The sequence below is a fragment of the Micromonospora sp. RL09-050-HVF-A genome (genome assembly GCF_019374995.1).
Classification (GTDB): Bacteria; Actinomycetota; Actinomycetes; order Mycobacteriales; family Micromonosporaceae; genus Micromonospora; species Micromonospora antibiotica.
The window spans coordinates 6,482,689-6,497,870 of sequence record NZ_JAGKQP010000002.1 but is presented as its reverse complement, the minus strand read 5'-3'; the positions used below and the strand labels follow the sequence as shown (position 1 = coordinate 6,497,870).

Annotated in this window: 9 protein-coding genes, 5 tRNA genes and 1 pseudogene; 6 read left to right on the top strand and 9 right to left on the bottom strand. The window is 74.0% G+C overall.

The window, feature by feature from the left end:
- Nucleotides 1-5 precede the first annotated feature (5 nt).
- Nucleotides 6-644, bottom strand: a complete 639-nt coding sequence (locus J7462_RS28830; protein WP_219468831.1) for a response regulator transcription factor — start codon at nucleotides 642-644, stop codon at nucleotides 6-8.
- Nucleotides 645-950: 306 nt separating this feature from the next.
- Between J7462_RS28830 and J7462_RS28825 the strand changes: the two genes are divergently transcribed.
- The gene (locus tag J7462_RS28825; RefSeq protein ID WP_219468829.1) at nucleotides 951-1,925 is read left to right on the top strand and encodes a nitroreductase; all 975 of its coding nucleotides are present in this window, start codon (nucleotides 951-953) and stop codon (nucleotides 1,923-1,925) included.
- A 46-nt stretch (nucleotides 1,926-1,971) separates the two neighbouring features.
- Here J7462_RS28825 and J7462_RS28820 read toward each other — a convergent pair whose 3' ends face one another.
- Nucleotides 1,972-2,976 carry an NAD-dependent epimerase/dehydratase family protein gene (locus J7462_RS28820; RefSeq protein WP_219468826.1) on the bottom strand — a complete coding sequence of 335 codons (1,005 nt, stop codon included), beginning with the start codon at nucleotides 2,974-2,976 and terminating at the stop codon, nucleotides 1,972-1,974.
- 905 nt (nucleotides 2,977-3,881) lie between these two features.
- Between J7462_RS28820 and J7462_RS28815 the strand changes: the two genes are divergently transcribed.
- The gene (locus tag J7462_RS28815) at nucleotides 3,882-4,472 is read left to right on the top strand and encodes a hypothetical protein (RefSeq protein ID WP_219468823.1); all 591 of its coding nucleotides are present in this window, start codon (nucleotides 3,882-3,884) and stop codon (nucleotides 4,470-4,472) included.
- A gap of 67 nt (nucleotides 4,473-4,539) precedes the next feature.
- Here J7462_RS28815 and J7462_RS28810 read toward each other — a convergent pair.
- From J7462_RS28810 to J7462_RS28785, 6 genes are all read right to left on the bottom strand, one after another.
- Nucleotides 4,540-4,614, bottom strand: a tRNA-Val gene (locus J7462_RS28810).
- A 9-nt stretch (nucleotides 4,615-4,623) separates the two neighbouring features.
- Nucleotides 4,624-4,696: transfer RNA gene (locus J7462_RS28805), tRNA-Gly, on the bottom strand.
- Nucleotides 4,697-4,843: 147 nt separating this feature from the next.
- Nucleotides 4,844-7,273 carry a tetratricopeptide repeat protein gene (locus tag J7462_RS28800; RefSeq protein WP_308291065.1) on the bottom strand — a complete coding sequence of 810 codons (2,430 nt, stop codon included), beginning with the start codon at nucleotides 7,271-7,273 and terminating at the stop codon, nucleotides 4,844-4,846.
- Between the two features lie 225 nt (nucleotides 7,274-7,498).
- Nucleotides 7,499-7,570, bottom strand: a tRNA-Val gene (locus J7462_RS28795).
- Nucleotides 7,571-7,583: 13 nt separating this feature from the next.
- A tRNA-Cys gene (locus J7462_RS28790) sits at nucleotides 7,584-7,654 on the bottom strand.
- A 34-nt stretch (nucleotides 7,655-7,688) separates the two neighbouring features.
- Nucleotides 7,689-7,761 (bottom strand) — tRNA-Gly (locus J7462_RS28785).
- Nucleotides 7,762-8,056: 295 nt separating this feature from the next.
- Between J7462_RS28785 and J7462_RS28780 the strand changes: the two genes are divergently transcribed.
- Entirely contained in the window at nucleotides 8,057-8,656 is a 600-nt protein-coding gene (locus J7462_RS28780; protein WP_219468817.1) for a TetR/AcrR family transcriptional regulator, read from the top strand.
- Nucleotides 8,657-8,775: 119 nt separating this feature from the next.
- Nucleotides 8,776-11,706 carry a M36 family metallopeptidase gene (locus J7462_RS28775; RefSeq protein WP_219468814.1) on the top strand — a complete coding sequence of 977 codons (2,931 nt, stop codon included), beginning with the start codon at nucleotides 8,776-8,778 and terminating at the stop codon, nucleotides 11,704-11,706.
- A 49-nt stretch (nucleotides 11,707-11,755) separates the two neighbouring features.
- Here J7462_RS28775 and J7462_RS28770 read toward each other — a convergent pair whose 3' ends face one another.
- Nucleotides 11,756-12,628 carry a hypothetical protein gene (locus J7462_RS28770; protein WP_308291064.1) on the bottom strand — a complete coding sequence of 291 codons (873 nt, stop codon included), beginning with the start codon at nucleotides 12,626-12,628 and terminating at the stop codon, nucleotides 11,756-11,758.
- Nucleotides 12,629-12,821: 193 nt separating this feature from the next.
- On the opposite strand from J7462_RS28770, the pseudogene J7462_RS28765 reads away from it, so the two are divergent.
- Together J7462_RS28765 and J7462_RS28760 are read left to right on the top strand one after the other, a co-directional pair.
- Nucleotides 12,822-13,478 (top strand): annotated as a pseudogene (locus J7462_RS28765) (methyltransferase); the annotation flags it as partial.
- 20 nt (nucleotides 13,479-13,498) lie between these two features.
- Nucleotides 13,499-14,677 carry a cytochrome P450 gene (locus tag J7462_RS28760; RefSeq protein WP_219468811.1) on the top strand — a complete coding sequence of 393 codons (1,179 nt, stop codon included), beginning with the start codon at nucleotides 13,499-13,501 and terminating at the stop codon, nucleotides 14,675-14,677.
- The last annotated feature ends 505 nt before the right edge of the window (nucleotides 14,678-15,182 follow it).

The window sequence follows — 15,182 nt, the reverse complement described above, 5'->3', positions numbered from 1 at the left end:
GTGGGTCAGAGGCGTTGGCCGAGCAGGCGGGTGGCGAGCACGGCGGCCTGGGTGCGGCGCTCCAGGCCCAGCTTGGCCAGCACACTGGAGACGTAGTTCTTCACGGTCTTCTCGGCGAGGAACATCTTGCCGGCGATCTCCCGGTTGGTCAGCCCCTCGGCGACGTACTCCAGGATGCGGCGTTCCTGCTCGGTGAGGCTCTTCAGCTCGCGCGGCTGCTCGACGCCGCTGCGGATGCGCTCCAGCACCCGGGTGGTGATCGCCGGGTCGAGCAGCGACTGCCCGGCCGCGACCCGACGGACCGCGTCCACCAGGTCGGTGCCCCGGATCTGCTTGAGGACGTAACCCGCCGCACCCGCCATGATCGCGGCGAACAACGCCTCGTCGTCCTCGTACGAGGTGAGGATCAGTCCCTTGATCGACGAGTCGACCGCCCGGACGTCCCGGCACACGTCGATGCCGTTGCCGTCGGGCAGCCGGGCGTCGAGGATCGCCACGTCGGGGCGGAGGGCGGGAATCCGCCGGGACGCCTCCTGGGCGGAGCCGGACTCGCCGACCACTTCGATGTCGCCGCTGCTCTGCAACAGGTCGGCCAGGCCACGGCGGACGACTTCGTGGTCGTCGAGGAGGAACACCCGGATCATCCCTCGTTTCTACCCGCCCGGACGCGCTCGTGCACGGGCCGAAGGTCCCTAACCTGGCACGTCGCACCATCCTCCCTCGCGTGTCACGCCGACTGGGCCGGCCTGGCGGGTCGGGCACGGGGCGCTCCGCCAGTGGGAAGGGCGGCCCGGTGGGTCGGGACGTCCGGCCCTGCCCGGCCCACCTGCCGGTGACGGACCGTGGAGGGGAACCACCACCGGGAACCGGGGGCGGCGTCGGCCGGCCGGGGGCGACACGTTCCCCGCTCGGGGTGGAGCGGCACGAACCGCCACGGAAGGAGCACGACCATGGGCACCGGGTACACCGAGACGCAACTGCGGGCCGCCGTCGCGGACGCCGTCCGCGCGCCCTCCCTGCACAACACCCAGCCGTGGCGGTTCCGACTGCGCGACGGCGGAATCGAGGTGTCGGTCGACCAGACCCGCCGGCTGCCGGCCACCGACCCGAGCGGTTGGGGCACCCGGATCTCCGGCGGGGCGGCCCTGTTCAACCTGCGGTTGTCCCTGGCCGTGGCGGGCACCCCGGCGACCGTACGGCTGCGACCGTACCCGGCCGACCCGGACGTGCTGGCCCGACTGGTCCCGGAACTGCCGCGCCGCCCCACCCCGACCGAGCAGAGCCTCTACGCGGCCATCGGCCGCCGGTTCAGCAACCGGGCGCCGTTCTGGCCCGACCCGGTGCCCGCCGACGCCCGCTGGCGGCTCGGCGAGGCGGCCCGCGCCGAACAGTGCTGGCTGGAACTGGTGATCGGGGTGGGCCCCGTCAACGCCTTCGCCGAGGTCGCCCGCAGCGCCCACCGGGTACTCGAACGCGACCCCGCCTACCGGGCCGAACGCGCCGACTGGGTCCGCACCGAGCCCGCCCCCGACGGGGTGCCGGCCCGCGCCGGTGGTCCGCAGACCGAGCCGCAGGACCTGCTGCCGTCGCGGGGCTTCGGCGGCCTCGACCGGGCCCCCGGCCGCGACTTCGAACCGGAACCGCTGGTGGCGGTGCTCGGCGCGGCCGGCAACACGGTCGTCGACCAGGTGCTCGCCGGGCAGGCGTTGCAGCGGGTGCTGCTGACCGCGACCGACGCGGGGCTCGCGGTGTCGCTGCTGTCGCAGCCGATCGAGGTGTCGGGGGCGCGGGAGGCACTACGGCTGTCGCTGGGACGTTTCGGCACGCCGCAGATGGTGATGCGGATCGGGTACGGCCAGCCGGGGGTGGCGACACCGAGGCGGAGCGTGGACGAGGTGTTGGACGTGGCGGTGGCACCCGGCTGAACCCCCGCCGCCCGGCCTGTACCACGCTCGACTTGCGCGGTCCGGGTCATCCGGGGCGGTGCGCGGTGAGCAGGGCGGCTTCCCGGGCCGGGTCGAGGCCGACGGTCGCCCGCGCCGGCCGCCCCGCGCGGGGCGGGACCGACCCCACCCGGCCCAGCCAGCGCCAGGTGTCACCGACCGTCTCGGCCACCGGACGGCAGGTCAGCCCCGCCGCGTACGCCTTCTCGACGCCACGCTCCTGCAACCAGCGGTACTCGTGGCCCGGCGGAATCCAGATCGGCAGGTCGTTCCACGGTTCGATCCCGGCGGCGAGGAGCACCTCGGGGTCGGTCCACCGCAGTCGGGCGCCGGCCCCGGTCGTCGCCACCGCCTCGGTGAGCAGTTCGCCCATGGTGGTGTGCCCCGGGCGGCTGATCACGTTGAACGCGCCGCCCACGCCCTCGGCGGCCCGGTCGAGCGTGAAGGCCGCCAGGTCCCGGACGTCGACGTACTGCACCGGCAGGTCGGCCGGGCCGGGTGCGAGGACGTCACCGCCCCGGGCCACCCGGCGCAGCCACCACGGCAGCCGCCCGATGTCCTCCCCCGGCCCGAGGATCAGCCCGGCCCGCACCAGCAGGGCGCGTTCCCCGAACACCTCGGTCGCGGCCAGTTCCCCACCGGCCTTGCACCGGGCGTAGTCGTCGTCGCCGGTGTCGTCGGCCGCCGACGCCACCACCGCCGATTCCTCACCGACCCCGGGGCGCACAGGCGGGGCGTAGACGGAGCCGCTGGAGACGTAGGCGTAGTGCCCGGCGCAGCGCAGCAGCGTGGCGGCGTCGCGTACCGCGCGGGGTGCGCCGTCCCAGGTGTCGACCACCACGTCCCACCCGCCGCCGGCCAGTTCGGCCAGCCCGCCCGGCGCGGTCCGATCACCCCGCAACCGGTGTACGCCCCGCGGGGTGCCACCGTGTATCCCCCGGTTGAACACCGTCACCGTCCAGCCCCGGCGTACCCCTTCGGTCACGATGGCGGACCCGACGAACCCGGTGCCGCCCAGCATCAGCAGTCTCATCCGTCCCACCCTGCCGGTCGGGGGCACCGATGCGGCACCCTGTTCACCGGCAGCGGATCTGCCGTCGGCAGAACCCGGGCCAGCGCACTGCTCGACTTCCCCCGCCGGTCCGTCGTCGACCGACATACGGGTCGGTTCCGTCCACGTCACGCGCGGCCCGGTGCACCCGGTGTGGGTGGGCAGGGGCGGTGGCGTGTCGACTGGCGTCACGACGGTGCAAGTGCGGTGGCGGCGGGCTCGTCCCCGCTGACCGAGTGGCGAGGGCATCCCGCCGGTCACCGGGCCATCCGGCCGGTCGGACCGGTGAGCGGCTGAAAATGGTCCACGGGACGGGCAACTCCTCGGGCTCCGTTATGCCTGTCAGGCATATTTATGACGCACAGGCATATAGCTTTCCGCGCAACAGTGATGCAGGGGACGCCGCACCCAGCACAGGCATAAGGGCAGCCCGGCAGCCCGCCAGCCCGCCAGCCCGGCGAAGAATGTCCGAATCTGGCGGTCCGGAAAGCGGACGGAGGTGACGGCCGTGAGCCGCCTGACGGAATCCCGGCCGGCCCGGATGCGTTACACCCGGTGGACGGCCGCAGCGGCAGCCCCGCCACCGGGCCCGATGCAGCCACCTCCGGCAGAATGACCCACCACCGCGACGCGGAATGACCGACCACTGCCGGTCGTTACACCCGGTGCACGACCGCACCCACCCGGCCCGGCCACCCGCCGGGAATGACCCCGGGACCCCGGTCGTTGTATCTGACTCCGGCCCGTGCGGCCACCGCGTCAGCGGCAGGCCCCGACCGGAACCCCTCGGACTTTCCCCCATGAGCGCCCCGACGTGGTGCCCGCATCCCCAGCCGCCTGTCCCCACGGGCGCCCGGTGGGTGTCAACCCCCCGAAGGAGCTTCCCCATGACCACGATCCTGCGTAAGAGTGTCCTCGGTATCGCCGGTCTCGCCTTCGCCGGTGGCCTCGCCGCCGGCCCGCTGCACCTCGGCGACACCCCCACCATCGACACCAGCCCCGTCGCCGTCGTCCAGGCCGACAAGCCGGCCGTGGACAAGGGCAAGCTGATCCCGCACGGTGTGCAGGGCGAGCAGTCCCGCATCGACCTGAACGACGAGCAAACCGGCAACGTCAAGGCGATAATCGCCGCGACGAAGAAGGCCGGCATGGACGAACGCGCCGCCGTGGTCTCCATCGCCACCGCCCTACAGGAGTCGAAGCTGGAGAACCTCGGCCACCTCGGCGACCGCAACGACCACGACTCCCAGGGCCTGTTCCAGCAGCGCCCGTCCTCCGGCTGGGGCACGGTGGAGCAGATCACCGACCCCGAGTACGCCACCCTGGCGTTCCTCAAGGGCCTCAAGCAGGTCGACGGCTGGCACGACATGCCCCTGACCAAGGCCGCCCAGACCGTCCAGGTGTCGGCGTACCCCGACCACTACGCCCAGTGGGAAACCCAGGCCGCCGACCTCGTCGCCCAGCACTGGAACAGCTGACCCGCACCCGAACAGCTGACCAACGCGAAAGCCCCGGCTCAGTGGAGCCGGGGCTTTCGTGATTCTCTGGTGGGCGATACTGGGTTTGAACCAGTGACCTCTTCCGTGTCAAGGAAGCGCGCTCCCACTGCGCCAATCGCCCGTGGTCGAGAGCGGACGACGGGATTCGAACCCGCGACCCTCACCTTGGCAAGGTGATGCGCTACCAGCTGCGCTACGTCCGCGTGCCGCCCGGTTTCCCCGGCGACGGGGTGAACTCTACCCGATGGCAAGATCGCCCGCCCCGCCGACCCCGCCCCGGCATGCCGCACGCTCCGGCCATGTCACCCGACGCCACCCCGCGTCCCGCGGGTGTCCTGCGCCGACGGCCCCTACTGCGGGGCCGGTGGACCGGCGAGCCGTTCCCGCACCTGGGCGGCGTCGGGGTGACCGAGCCGGTCGAGCACCTCGAGGGCGTGCCGCCAGGCGACCCGGGCGACGTCGGGCTCGGCGGCGGCCTGCCGGCTGTCGCCGAGGTGCATCAGCGTGACGGCCTCGAAGTACCGCTCGCCGGCCTCCCGCCACAGCGCGAGCGCGTGCCGGTAGCAGTCGATGGCCTCACGGTGCCGGCCGAGGTGGTGGTGCGCGTAGCCGAGGCTGTCCCAGGCGTGCGCCTCCCAGTACCGGTTCCCGGTCTGTTGCTGCTGCGCCAGGGCCCGCCCGCAGTAGTCCAGGGCGCGGGCATGGTCACCGAGTTGGATGTGGTACCAGCCGATGTTGTTGAGCGCGTTGGCCTGCCCCTGCGCGTGCCCGGCGGCCTCGAAGAGCCGGTGCGCCCGCTGCGCGTGTTCGAGTGCCCGCCGGTGGTCGCCCTGCCGTTCCGCGAGGATGCCGAGGTTCAGCTCGGTCCGGCCGCCGCCGACCCGGTCACCGAGCTCGGCGTACAGGTGCCGGGAGCGTTCCAGGTGGTCGTGGGCCTCGTCGTACGCGCCGAGGCGCAGGCAGGCGACGGCCCGGTTGCGGTGGGCGCGGGCCTGACCGTCGCGGTCGACCGCTGCGGTGGCGGCCCGTAGCGCCACCTCCTGGACGCGGGACTGGTCGGGCCAGGCCCCCACCCGGTCGAGATAGGTGTTGACGCTCCACGCCAACTGCCAGGCGTGGGTCGGCCAGCCGTGTTCGGCCGCCAGATCGATCGCGGCGAGCAGCGCCCGGTGTTCGGCGGCGAGCCACGCCCATGCCTCGTCCCGGTCGGCCGGCTCGACCACCGTCGCCCCGGGTAGCGCCGCCGGCAGGTCGATGTCGTCGCGATGCCGGTGCAGCAGCCGAGCTGCCGCGTAGGCGGTGTGCAGGTAGTGGTCGAGCAGCCGGCCGAGCGCCGCCCGGCGCAGACCGGCGGAGTCGGTCTGCAGGGCCGACTCGACCGCGTACGCCCGGAGCAGGTCGTGCAGGGTGTACCGGCCGGGGGTGTGCTCGGTGAGCAGGTTCGCCCGGGTCAGCACCGCCAGTGGCCGGCGTACCTCGGCCGTCGACAGGGCGGCGAGGCTGGCGGCTGCCGCCACCGACACGTCGGGGCCGGGGTGCGTCCCGAGCGCCCGGAACAGGCCGGCCGCCACCGGGTCCAGACCCCGGTACGACCAGGACAGCACCGCCCGCACGTCACTGCCGGCCTCGCCGCCGCTGAACGCGTCCAGGGCGCCCCGGGTGGCGGTCAGCTCGGCGGCGAGTCGGGCGAGCGGGAAGTCCGGGTGGGTGGCGGCCCGCGCAGCCACGATGGCCAGCGCCAACGGCAGGCCGGCCGCTGCGGCGACGATCCGGTCCACCGCCTGCGGCTCGGCCGCGACCCGCACCGCACCCAGCCGCCGGGACAGCAACTCGCGTCCCTGCGCCGGGGACAGCAGGTCCAGCAACAGTGGACGGGCGCCCTCGGCCGTGACCAGCCCCGGCAGCTGGTTACGGCTGGTCACCAGGACCAGGCAGCCCGGGGAGCTGGGCAACAGCGGACGCACCTGGTCGGCGTCACGGGCATTGTCCAGCAGCACCAGCATCCGCCGGTCGGCGAGCAGGCTGCGGTACAGCGCGGCCTGCGACGCCAGCCCCACCGGGATGCGCTCCGGGGGCACCGCGAGCGCCTCCAGGAACCCGGCCACCGCCTCCGCCGGGGCCAGTGCGGGCGCGTCGGGGTCGTACCCGCGCAGGTTGACGTAGAGCTGCCCGTCGGGGAAACGGTCGGTGACCTGGTGCGCCCAGTGCACGGCGAGGGTCGTCTTGCCCACCCCGGCCGTGCCGCAGATGGTCGAGATGGGCACGGTGCCCGGCGGGCCGGCCGGCTCGGCGAGCAGCGCGGTCAGGGTGGCCAGCGCCGCGGACCGACCCGCGAAGTGCCGGACCGTCGCGGGGAGCTGCCGGGGGACGAATTCAGGGGTCCGCCCGCCCGGTTGCGGTGGCGGGGTCCCGGCGGGTGCCGGTCGGTCCCGGTCGGTGGGGGCGACGGCCCGCCGGCCGTCGGCCCGTGCCGCGTCCGCCGCGCCCCGCAACCGCCAGTAGGCCGTCTCCCACCTGGCCGGGTCGGTCAGGTCGGCGGGCAACCGGGTGCCGGCCTGTTCGGCGTACGCGACGCAGGCGCCCAGGTAGCCGGTGACGAAGTCCCAGTCGGGCAACGACTTGGCGTTGAGCTTGTCGCTGAGGGTGGAGCGGGCCAGTGGCCTGCCCCGCCGGGCGGCGACCGCCACCAGGGTGTTCAATGACGGCCCGCCGGCGAGCTGGCGTAGCCGTCGCAACTCCTCGGCGAACGCGAGCAGCGCCTCCCGACCGGTCTCCCCCACACCACACCCACCCGGCGTCGCGACGTCCCTTGGCAGAGTCGGAGCAAGGATAGACATCGCATCGACGCTGAGCGCTGACCTCCCACGAGCCGGGAGGCCGCCCGGACCGGGTGTCGGCTTCCCCGGCATCCGGCGGGGTGCGGTACGTCCCGGCCGGCGGCAGGGCCGGCGGGGAAAAGCAGTAGGACCACCTTCCGGACGCGGAAGGTGGTCCTACTGACCGTGTGGGCGATACTGGGTTTGAACCAGTGACCTCTTCCGTGTCAAGGAAGCGCGCTCCCACTGCGCCAATCGCCCGTGCTTGTTACCGAGGTGGGGACGGGATTTGAACCCGCGTACACGGCTTTGCAGGCCGTTGCCTCGCCTCTCGGCCACCCCACCGAGGTTGCCCCCGTCGTGCGTGGCGGCAGCTCCGAGCGGACGACGGGATTCGAACCCGCGACCCTCACCTTGGCAAGGTGATGCGCTACCAGCTGCGCTACGTCCGCTTGTCTCCGGGACACACCCGGTGACGGATGGAAACTCTAGCCGAGCGGTCGGACCGATGCCAAATCGGGTCGACGGACGGCGCGTCCGGGGCGGTGGGGTGAGCGCCACCACCACCGCCAGAGCGTCCTAGGAAATTCGACTGGTGGCGGTGCCCCGATCTGTCGCACCGTCACCGAACAGGTCGGGAAGCCATCCGACGCGCCGGAGGGACGCTGTCCGGCTTCCGACTGCCACCTGCCCGATCGGTCGGGTCGGTAACTCCCTGTGGTCGTGTCGATGGGTTACCGTAGCGGCGTGACGAGACGTGCCGCCGCCGATGTCCGCCTGGATTCCCTGCTGCGCACAGCCTGCGACGTGATCGTCGAGCGTGGACTCGCCAACACCCGCACCGCCGACGTGGCCGCCGCCGCCGGGGTCAGCCAGGCCTTGGTCTTCTACCACTTCGCCACCAAGGAACGGCTGCTCGCCCAGGCCTTCGCGTACGCCGTCGAGCAGGAACTGTCCCGACTGGACGCGGTGCTGCGCTCCGCCACCCCGCCGCTGACCAAGCTCCGGCGCATCCTGCGCCTCTACACCCCCACCGGCCGCCCCTGGGCGATGTGGATCGACGGCTGGGCGGAGTCGCTGCGTACCCCCGAGTTGGAAAAGGTCTGCCGCCGGCTGGACCTGCGCTGGCGGCAGGACCTGGCGGCGGTGATCTCGGCCGGGGTGACCGACGGCACCTTCCAGTGCGCCGACCCGGCCGGGGCCGCCTGGCGGATCAACGCGGTGATGGACGGGCTTGCCGTCCAGCTCGCCGTGCACGAGCGGGTGATCTCCCGGCGACAGTTCGGTGAGTGGATCCGGCTGGTCACCGCCCGGGAGCTGGGCCTCGAGCCCGCCCAACTCGTCTGATCCGCGCACCGCGCGCCATTGCCCCCACCCGATCCGCCTGGTATCCACGAATGCGCATGCGTAACCACGCCTGCGCCGGGCCGGCGTCGCGCCGGTCCCCGCTCCCACAAGGAGGTTCCGTGCCCAGACCGGAGTGGACACCCCGAACGAGCCGGCACCGACGCCGGCTCGTTCCCGTACTGGCGACCGCCGCCGTGGTCGCCGCCCTGCTGCCCGGCGGAGGCACCGCCACGGCCGCACCGGGCGACACCGCGGCCCCGGCCCCGGGCCGCTCCGGCTCGTTCGCCGACGACCGCCACCAGGGCGCCGACGTCGACAACCGCACCGGTACGGCCGCACCCGACGCCCGCCAGCGCAGCCTGGCCCGGGCCACCGGCGTCCCGGTGCGGTGGAACCGGCTCGGCACCCCGCACGCCCTCGGCCCGGCCCGGCTCGCCACCGGCCTGCCCCCCGACCCGGAGGCCGCCGCCCGGCGTTACCTCACCCAGCAGCGGGACCTGTTCGGGCTGGACGCCGACGCGGTCGCCGCCCTCGACCGCCTCCTGGTCCGCCCGGTCGGCGACGGCGCGGTGGTCACCCTGCGGCAGCGCTTCGGCGACCTGCCCGCCGGCCACGACGGCCTGGTCACCGTGGCGGTCGCCGACGGCACCGTGCTCTCGGTCAGCTCCTCGCTGTCCCGGGACACCTCCGCCCCCGCCCCGGCCACCCGCACCGCCGCGCAGGCGTACGACGCCGCGCTCGCCGACGCCGGCCTGGACGCCGCCGGGGTGGCCAGCCACCAGGTGCGGCCGGTCGCCGTGCCCACCCCGCTCGACGGCAACCGGACCGCCTACGAGGTGACCCTGATCGGCCGCGACAGCGACCACCCGGCGGCCTTCACCACCTACGTCGACGCGATCAGCGCAAAGGTGCTGCTCCGCGAGGACCTCGTCGACTTCGACTCCGACAACCCGAGCTGGGCGGTCTACCCGGCCACCCCGCCGCAGGACCTCGCCCCCGGGCAGGACCCCCGGGTCCGCTGGTGCGCCAGCCCCGCACCCGACTGTGTCGCCGCCTTCCGCGACCCGGCGAGCGGGCAGCCCTGGGACGTCGACCTGGCCACCGGAGCCCCCACCGGCACCACCCGGGGCAACTCCGCCAACACGGTGGTCTCCTGGGGCGCCGGCAGCCCGCTGGTCAACGCACCCGCCCGCCCGGACCGGCGCTACGAGTACCCGTTCACCGACCAGTGGCACCAGTCCCGCTGCAACCCGGCGGCGTTCACCTCCGCCCAGCGCAACGACGCCGACGCGGCCACCGCCAACCTGTTCGCCATGCACAACCGGATGCACGACTGGGCCTGGCACCTCGGCTTCACCGAGTCCACCTGGAACCTCCAGGCGGTCAACGTCAGCGGTGCCGGCCTGGGCGGTGACGCCGAGCAGGGGCGGGCCCAGCAGGGCGCGCTGAGCGGCAACCGCAACAACGCCAACCAGTCCACCCCGCGCGACGGGCTGCCGCCCACCACCAACATGTACCTGTGGCAGCCGCAGGCCGGTGGGCCGTACCCGCCGTGCGTGGACGGCGACTACGACATGACGGTGATCGGCCACGAGTACACCCACGCCATCACCAACCGGATGATCGCCGGCCCGGACAGCGGGATCAGCGGGCACCAGGGCGGGGCGATGGGTGAGTCGTGGAGTGACCTGCTCGCCGCCGAGTACCTCTACGAGCACGGTCTGCGCGCCCCCGGTGAGACGCCCTTCGTCACCGGCGGCTACGTCACCGGCAACCTGGTCAGCGGCATCCGCAACTACGACCTTAGCCGCAGCCCGCTCAACTACTCCGACGTCGGCTACAACACCGCCGGACCGGCGGTACACGCCGACGGGGAGATCTGGGGCGCGACCAACTTCCGCATCCGCGCCGCCCTGGTCAAGAAGTACGGCCTGGGCACCCCGCAGCGGCAGCTCGACTGCGCCCAGGGCCGGGTGGCCGCCGAGAACTGCCCCGGCAACCGGCGCTGGGTGCAGCTGGTCTTCGACTCGTTCCTGCTCCAGGCGGCCAGCCAGGTCAGCATGCTCGACATGCGGGACAACCTGCTCACCGCCGACCGGCTGCGCTTCGGCGGGGCCAACCAGGAGCTGATCTGGGCCGAGTTCGCCCGTTCCGGGATGGGCCGCGACGCCGCCACCGTCGGCGCCGCCGACACCGACCCGACGCCGAGCTTCGCCAGCCCGACCGGCGGCAACGCCACGCTGACCCTGCGCCCCCGGGGCGACAGCACCGACGCGCCGATCCGGCTCTACGTCGGCGACTACGAGGCGCGGGCCACCCCGGTCGCCGACACCGACCCGGCCACCCCGCTGCCGGCCACCTTCGAGGCCGTCGCCGGGACGTACCAGGTGCTGGCGGTCGCCCCCGGGTTCGGCCACCAGCGGTTGGAGGTGGTCGCCAAGGCCGGCCAGCAGGGGTACGTCGACCTGCGGCTGAGCCGAAACCTGGCGTCCACCACGTCCGGGGCGACGATCACCGGCGACGGGGTGAACCTGGACCGGATCGGCGACGACACCGAGGCCACCAACTGGGCGTCGTTGACCGGGGTCGCCGGTAAGGGGGTCACCGTCACACTGCCCGGCGGCACGCCGCAGCCGGTGCAGCGGGTCAACGTCAGCGCCATGCTCCGCCCGGCGATCACCGGCGACGCCGACCCCGGCGCGCAGAACGCCCTGAGCGCGCTGCGGTCGTTCGCGGTGTCGACCTGCGACGCGAGCACCACCGACTGTGCCGACCCGGCCCGCTGGACCCGGGTCTACACCAGCGCCGACGACGCGTTCCCCGGCGGGAAGTACCGGGCCTACAGCCGGGACATCATCCTGCGGTCGTTCCGGGTGCCGACCACCGTCGCCACCCACGTACGGCTGGAGGTGCTGGCCAGCCAGTGCACCGGCGGCCCGGCGTACGCCGGTGAGCAGGACGACGACCCGGCCACCCAGACCGACTGCGCCACCGCCAGCCCGGCGCGCGACCAGATACGCGTCGCCGAGTTCCAGGTGTTCGGGAAGTGAAACCCGCCGGGGCCGGGTGGTGGCGCCACCCGGCCCCGGCGGCCCCCGATCACCGTCGGACGGTGGTCCACCGGACCGGTCGACGGACCGGGCGGGCATCGCCCTCCACCCCGTCGGCGGCGGTCCGGGTCAGCTGCCGCAGCCGCATCAGCAGGCCGACGCCGAGGAAGAGCAGCAGCCCACCGAGCAGGAAGGCCGCCTGCACCAGACCGAAACCGCCGCTCTGGTTGGCCGAACGGTTCGCCGCGGGCGGTGGCGGCACCTCGGCGAGCGCCTCCTCGGTCGGCTCGGTCTCCTCCGCGGTCGGCTCCAGCACCTCCTCGGTCGGCTCCGGCGACGCGGTGGTCGGCTCGGGTGCCGCCGTGGTGGGCGCAGGTGCCGTGCCGACGACCTGCCGGGTGGCGCTCTGCCGGGCGAGCAGCCGCAGGTTCGGGTCGTACGCCTCGGCGGCCAGGGTGATCCGGCCCCGGGTGACGTCCTCGGCGAAGGCCACCCGGTAGGTGGCGGTGACCGTGCGGTCCGGGCAGAGGGTGCCCGGGTCGAGTTGCCGGTCGGTCAGCCGGGCCACCGCCCCCTCGGCCCGGATGTCGAGCGGGAACGAGCCGGTCTCCTCGATCCGGTCCATCTTGACCTGGTCCAGTCGTAGCCCCTGCACCGAGAGCACCATCGACCAGCGGACCTTCACACATCCGCCGTTGCCCTTGCGGGACACCACCGCCGAGACCGTTCGTACCTGGTCACCGGCGGTGAACTCGTCGGGCAGGCCGCTCAGCTCGGTGGCGAAGCGGTCCGCCGCCGATGCCGGTGCCGGCCCGGCGAGCCCTGTCCCCGTGAGGCAGGCCAGCACCGCCCCGACCCGTAGCGCGTTCCGCCACACCATCACCACCGCCTCGTCCTCCCGTCGGTCTTGTCCACTCGCCACGCTATGAGCAGGATGGGGAAGCCGGTAGACGGGCGTGTTCGCGCCGAGCGGCAAGTGCGGGTCGGGTTAACACCGACAGTGGTGAACCGGTCACCCGCACCCCACGACACGCCGAAAATGGGTGTGGGGAGCACCATCGGCCGGCGGTGAGGGTGCGCCGGGCCGGCCGACGTGCGGCTGACATCCTGGGCGGGTGTCCGAACTCTCCGCCGCCTTCGTCCGGCTGCACGCCCGGCTCGCCCCGGTCGCCTTCGTACCCGAGGTGCTGTTGCACCAGGCCGACGAGCCGATCGGCCTGTGGGAGCTGACCGAGGGCGAGTTCCGCAGCGCCCAGCCGCCGCCGTTCTGGGCGTTCGCCTGGGCCGGTGGGCAGGGGTTGGCCCGGTACGTCACCGACCACCCGGAGGTGGTCGCCGGCCGCCGGGTGCTCGACCTCGCCTCCGGCTCCGGCCTGGTCGCCATCGCCGCCGCGCGGGCCGGCGCGGCGACCGTGCGGGCGGTGGAGATCGACGAGCGGGCCGTCGCCGCCGTCGCCCTCAACGCCGCCGCCAACGGGGTACGCGTCGACGCCGAACTGGCCGACGTCCTCGACGGCAACGCCGGGGACGCGCAGGTGCTGCTCGCCGGGGACGTCTTCTACAGCGAGGCGATGGCCCGTCGGGTGCTGCGCTTCCTGCTGCGGGCCGCCCGCTCCGGCGCCCGGGTGCTGGTCGGCGACCCGGGCCGGGCGTTCCTGCCCCGGGAACGTTTCCACGAGCTGGCCGGCTACGACGTGCCGGTGCCGGAGGCGCTGGAGAGCGTACGGGTGAAGCACACCACGGTGTGGGAGCTGGATCCCGCCCCGCCGGGGCCGCCCGCTAGCGTGACCGGGTGCTGTTCCGGGGGTGGGAGGGGGCCGTCGACGGGCCCTGGCCGGACGTGGCCACGGTCGTCGACCGGGTCGGCGGCAGCCATCTGGTGGTGACCCGGCACGCGCTGGTCCGGCAGGTGCTCGCCGACGCGGTGACCTGGCGACCCGACAACGCCCTGGACGCGGTGACGCCGATCCCGGTGGCCGCGCTGCGGGTGCTCACCGCGCACCGGTTCCGGTTGCCGCCGACGCTGGCGAACAACGCCGGCCCCAGCCACCCGGAGATCCGGGCGATCGTCGCCGAGGCGCTGCACCCGGACCGGGTGGCCGCCCAACGGCCGTGGTTGACGGCCCTGGTACGGGACCGGGTGGTCGGGATCGCCGCCGACCTGGCCGCCGGTCGGCCGGTCGACCTGCACGCCCGGCTCGCCGCCGACCTGCCCCTGCTGGCACTGGCCCGGCTGGTCGAGCTGCCGGACGCCCCGGTGGGCGCGGTGAAGGACTTCGCGCGGGCGGCCCTGGAGCTGTTCTGGGCCCCGCTGGACGTCGACCGGCAGCAGACCCTCGCCGTCGAGGTGGGCCGCTTCCACGCCGTACTACGGGAGTTCGCCGCCGTCGGTGGCGGGTTGGCGGCCCGGCTGCGTGCCGCCGGGCACTCCCCCGACGTGGTGGTGGGGGCGCTGTTCTTCCTGCTGGTCGCCGGGCAGGAGACCACCAGCCAGTTCCTGACCCTGCTGCTGCACCGGCTCACCGGCGAACCCGGGGTGCGCGCCGGGTTGCGGGCCGGCACCGTCGCGGTCGCCGACGTGGTGGAGGAGGGCCTGCGGCTGGAGCCGCCGATCGTCACCTGGCGACGGGTGGCCGCGACGGACACCACGCTGGGCGGCACACCGGTGCCGGCGGGCAGCTCGATGCTGCTGTGGCTGGCCCGCGCCGGCCGCGACCCGGAGGTGGTGGCCGAGCCGGCCGGGTTCCGTCCCGGGCAGCGCGGGTCACGCCGGCACCTGGCCTTCGGGGCGGGGGCGCACCGCTGCGTCGGCGCGCAGCTGGCCCGGCTGGAAGCGGCGGTGGTGGTCGCCGAGGCCGCACCGCTGCTGGACGCGGTGACGGTGGTCCGTCCACCGTGGTGCCCGGACAACCTCACCTTCCGGATGCCCGACGCCTTCGTGGTCCGCCGCGCCCACACCCGCCCGACCTGAGCCCCGCCCGGGCCCGCCGCCGGTGCAGGTACGCCGGCCCCGCTGTACGGGTGAACGGGGCAGGTACGCCCGGCCCCGCTGTACGGATTCGCCGACCCTGCTGTGCGGATGAGCAGTCACGGCCTCCCGCCCCACCCGACCCGCCTCGGCCCGGCTCCCGCTCCACGCAGCAGCTCCGCCCGGGGCGGCCCCGACCTGGAACATCTCCGGGGTGGAGCACCTCCGGTCCAAGACACCTCCGGCCCGGACCGACCCCCGCCCGGCACGGATTCGCCGGCACGGATTCGCCGGCACCGGTGTCCCAGTCGGCCCCTTTCGAGCTGATGACGTCCACGCATCATCCTGCCGACCTGCCCAAACAGGCGTAACCGTCACTCACCACAACGGGTTGAACCCACGTGACGCCCAGCGCCACACCAACCCGGGAGGTCAGCGTGCACCCCACCCCAACCCCCACCACTCCCCCACCCCACCCAAACCCCCGCCCTCCTGGGTTGATCAAGAA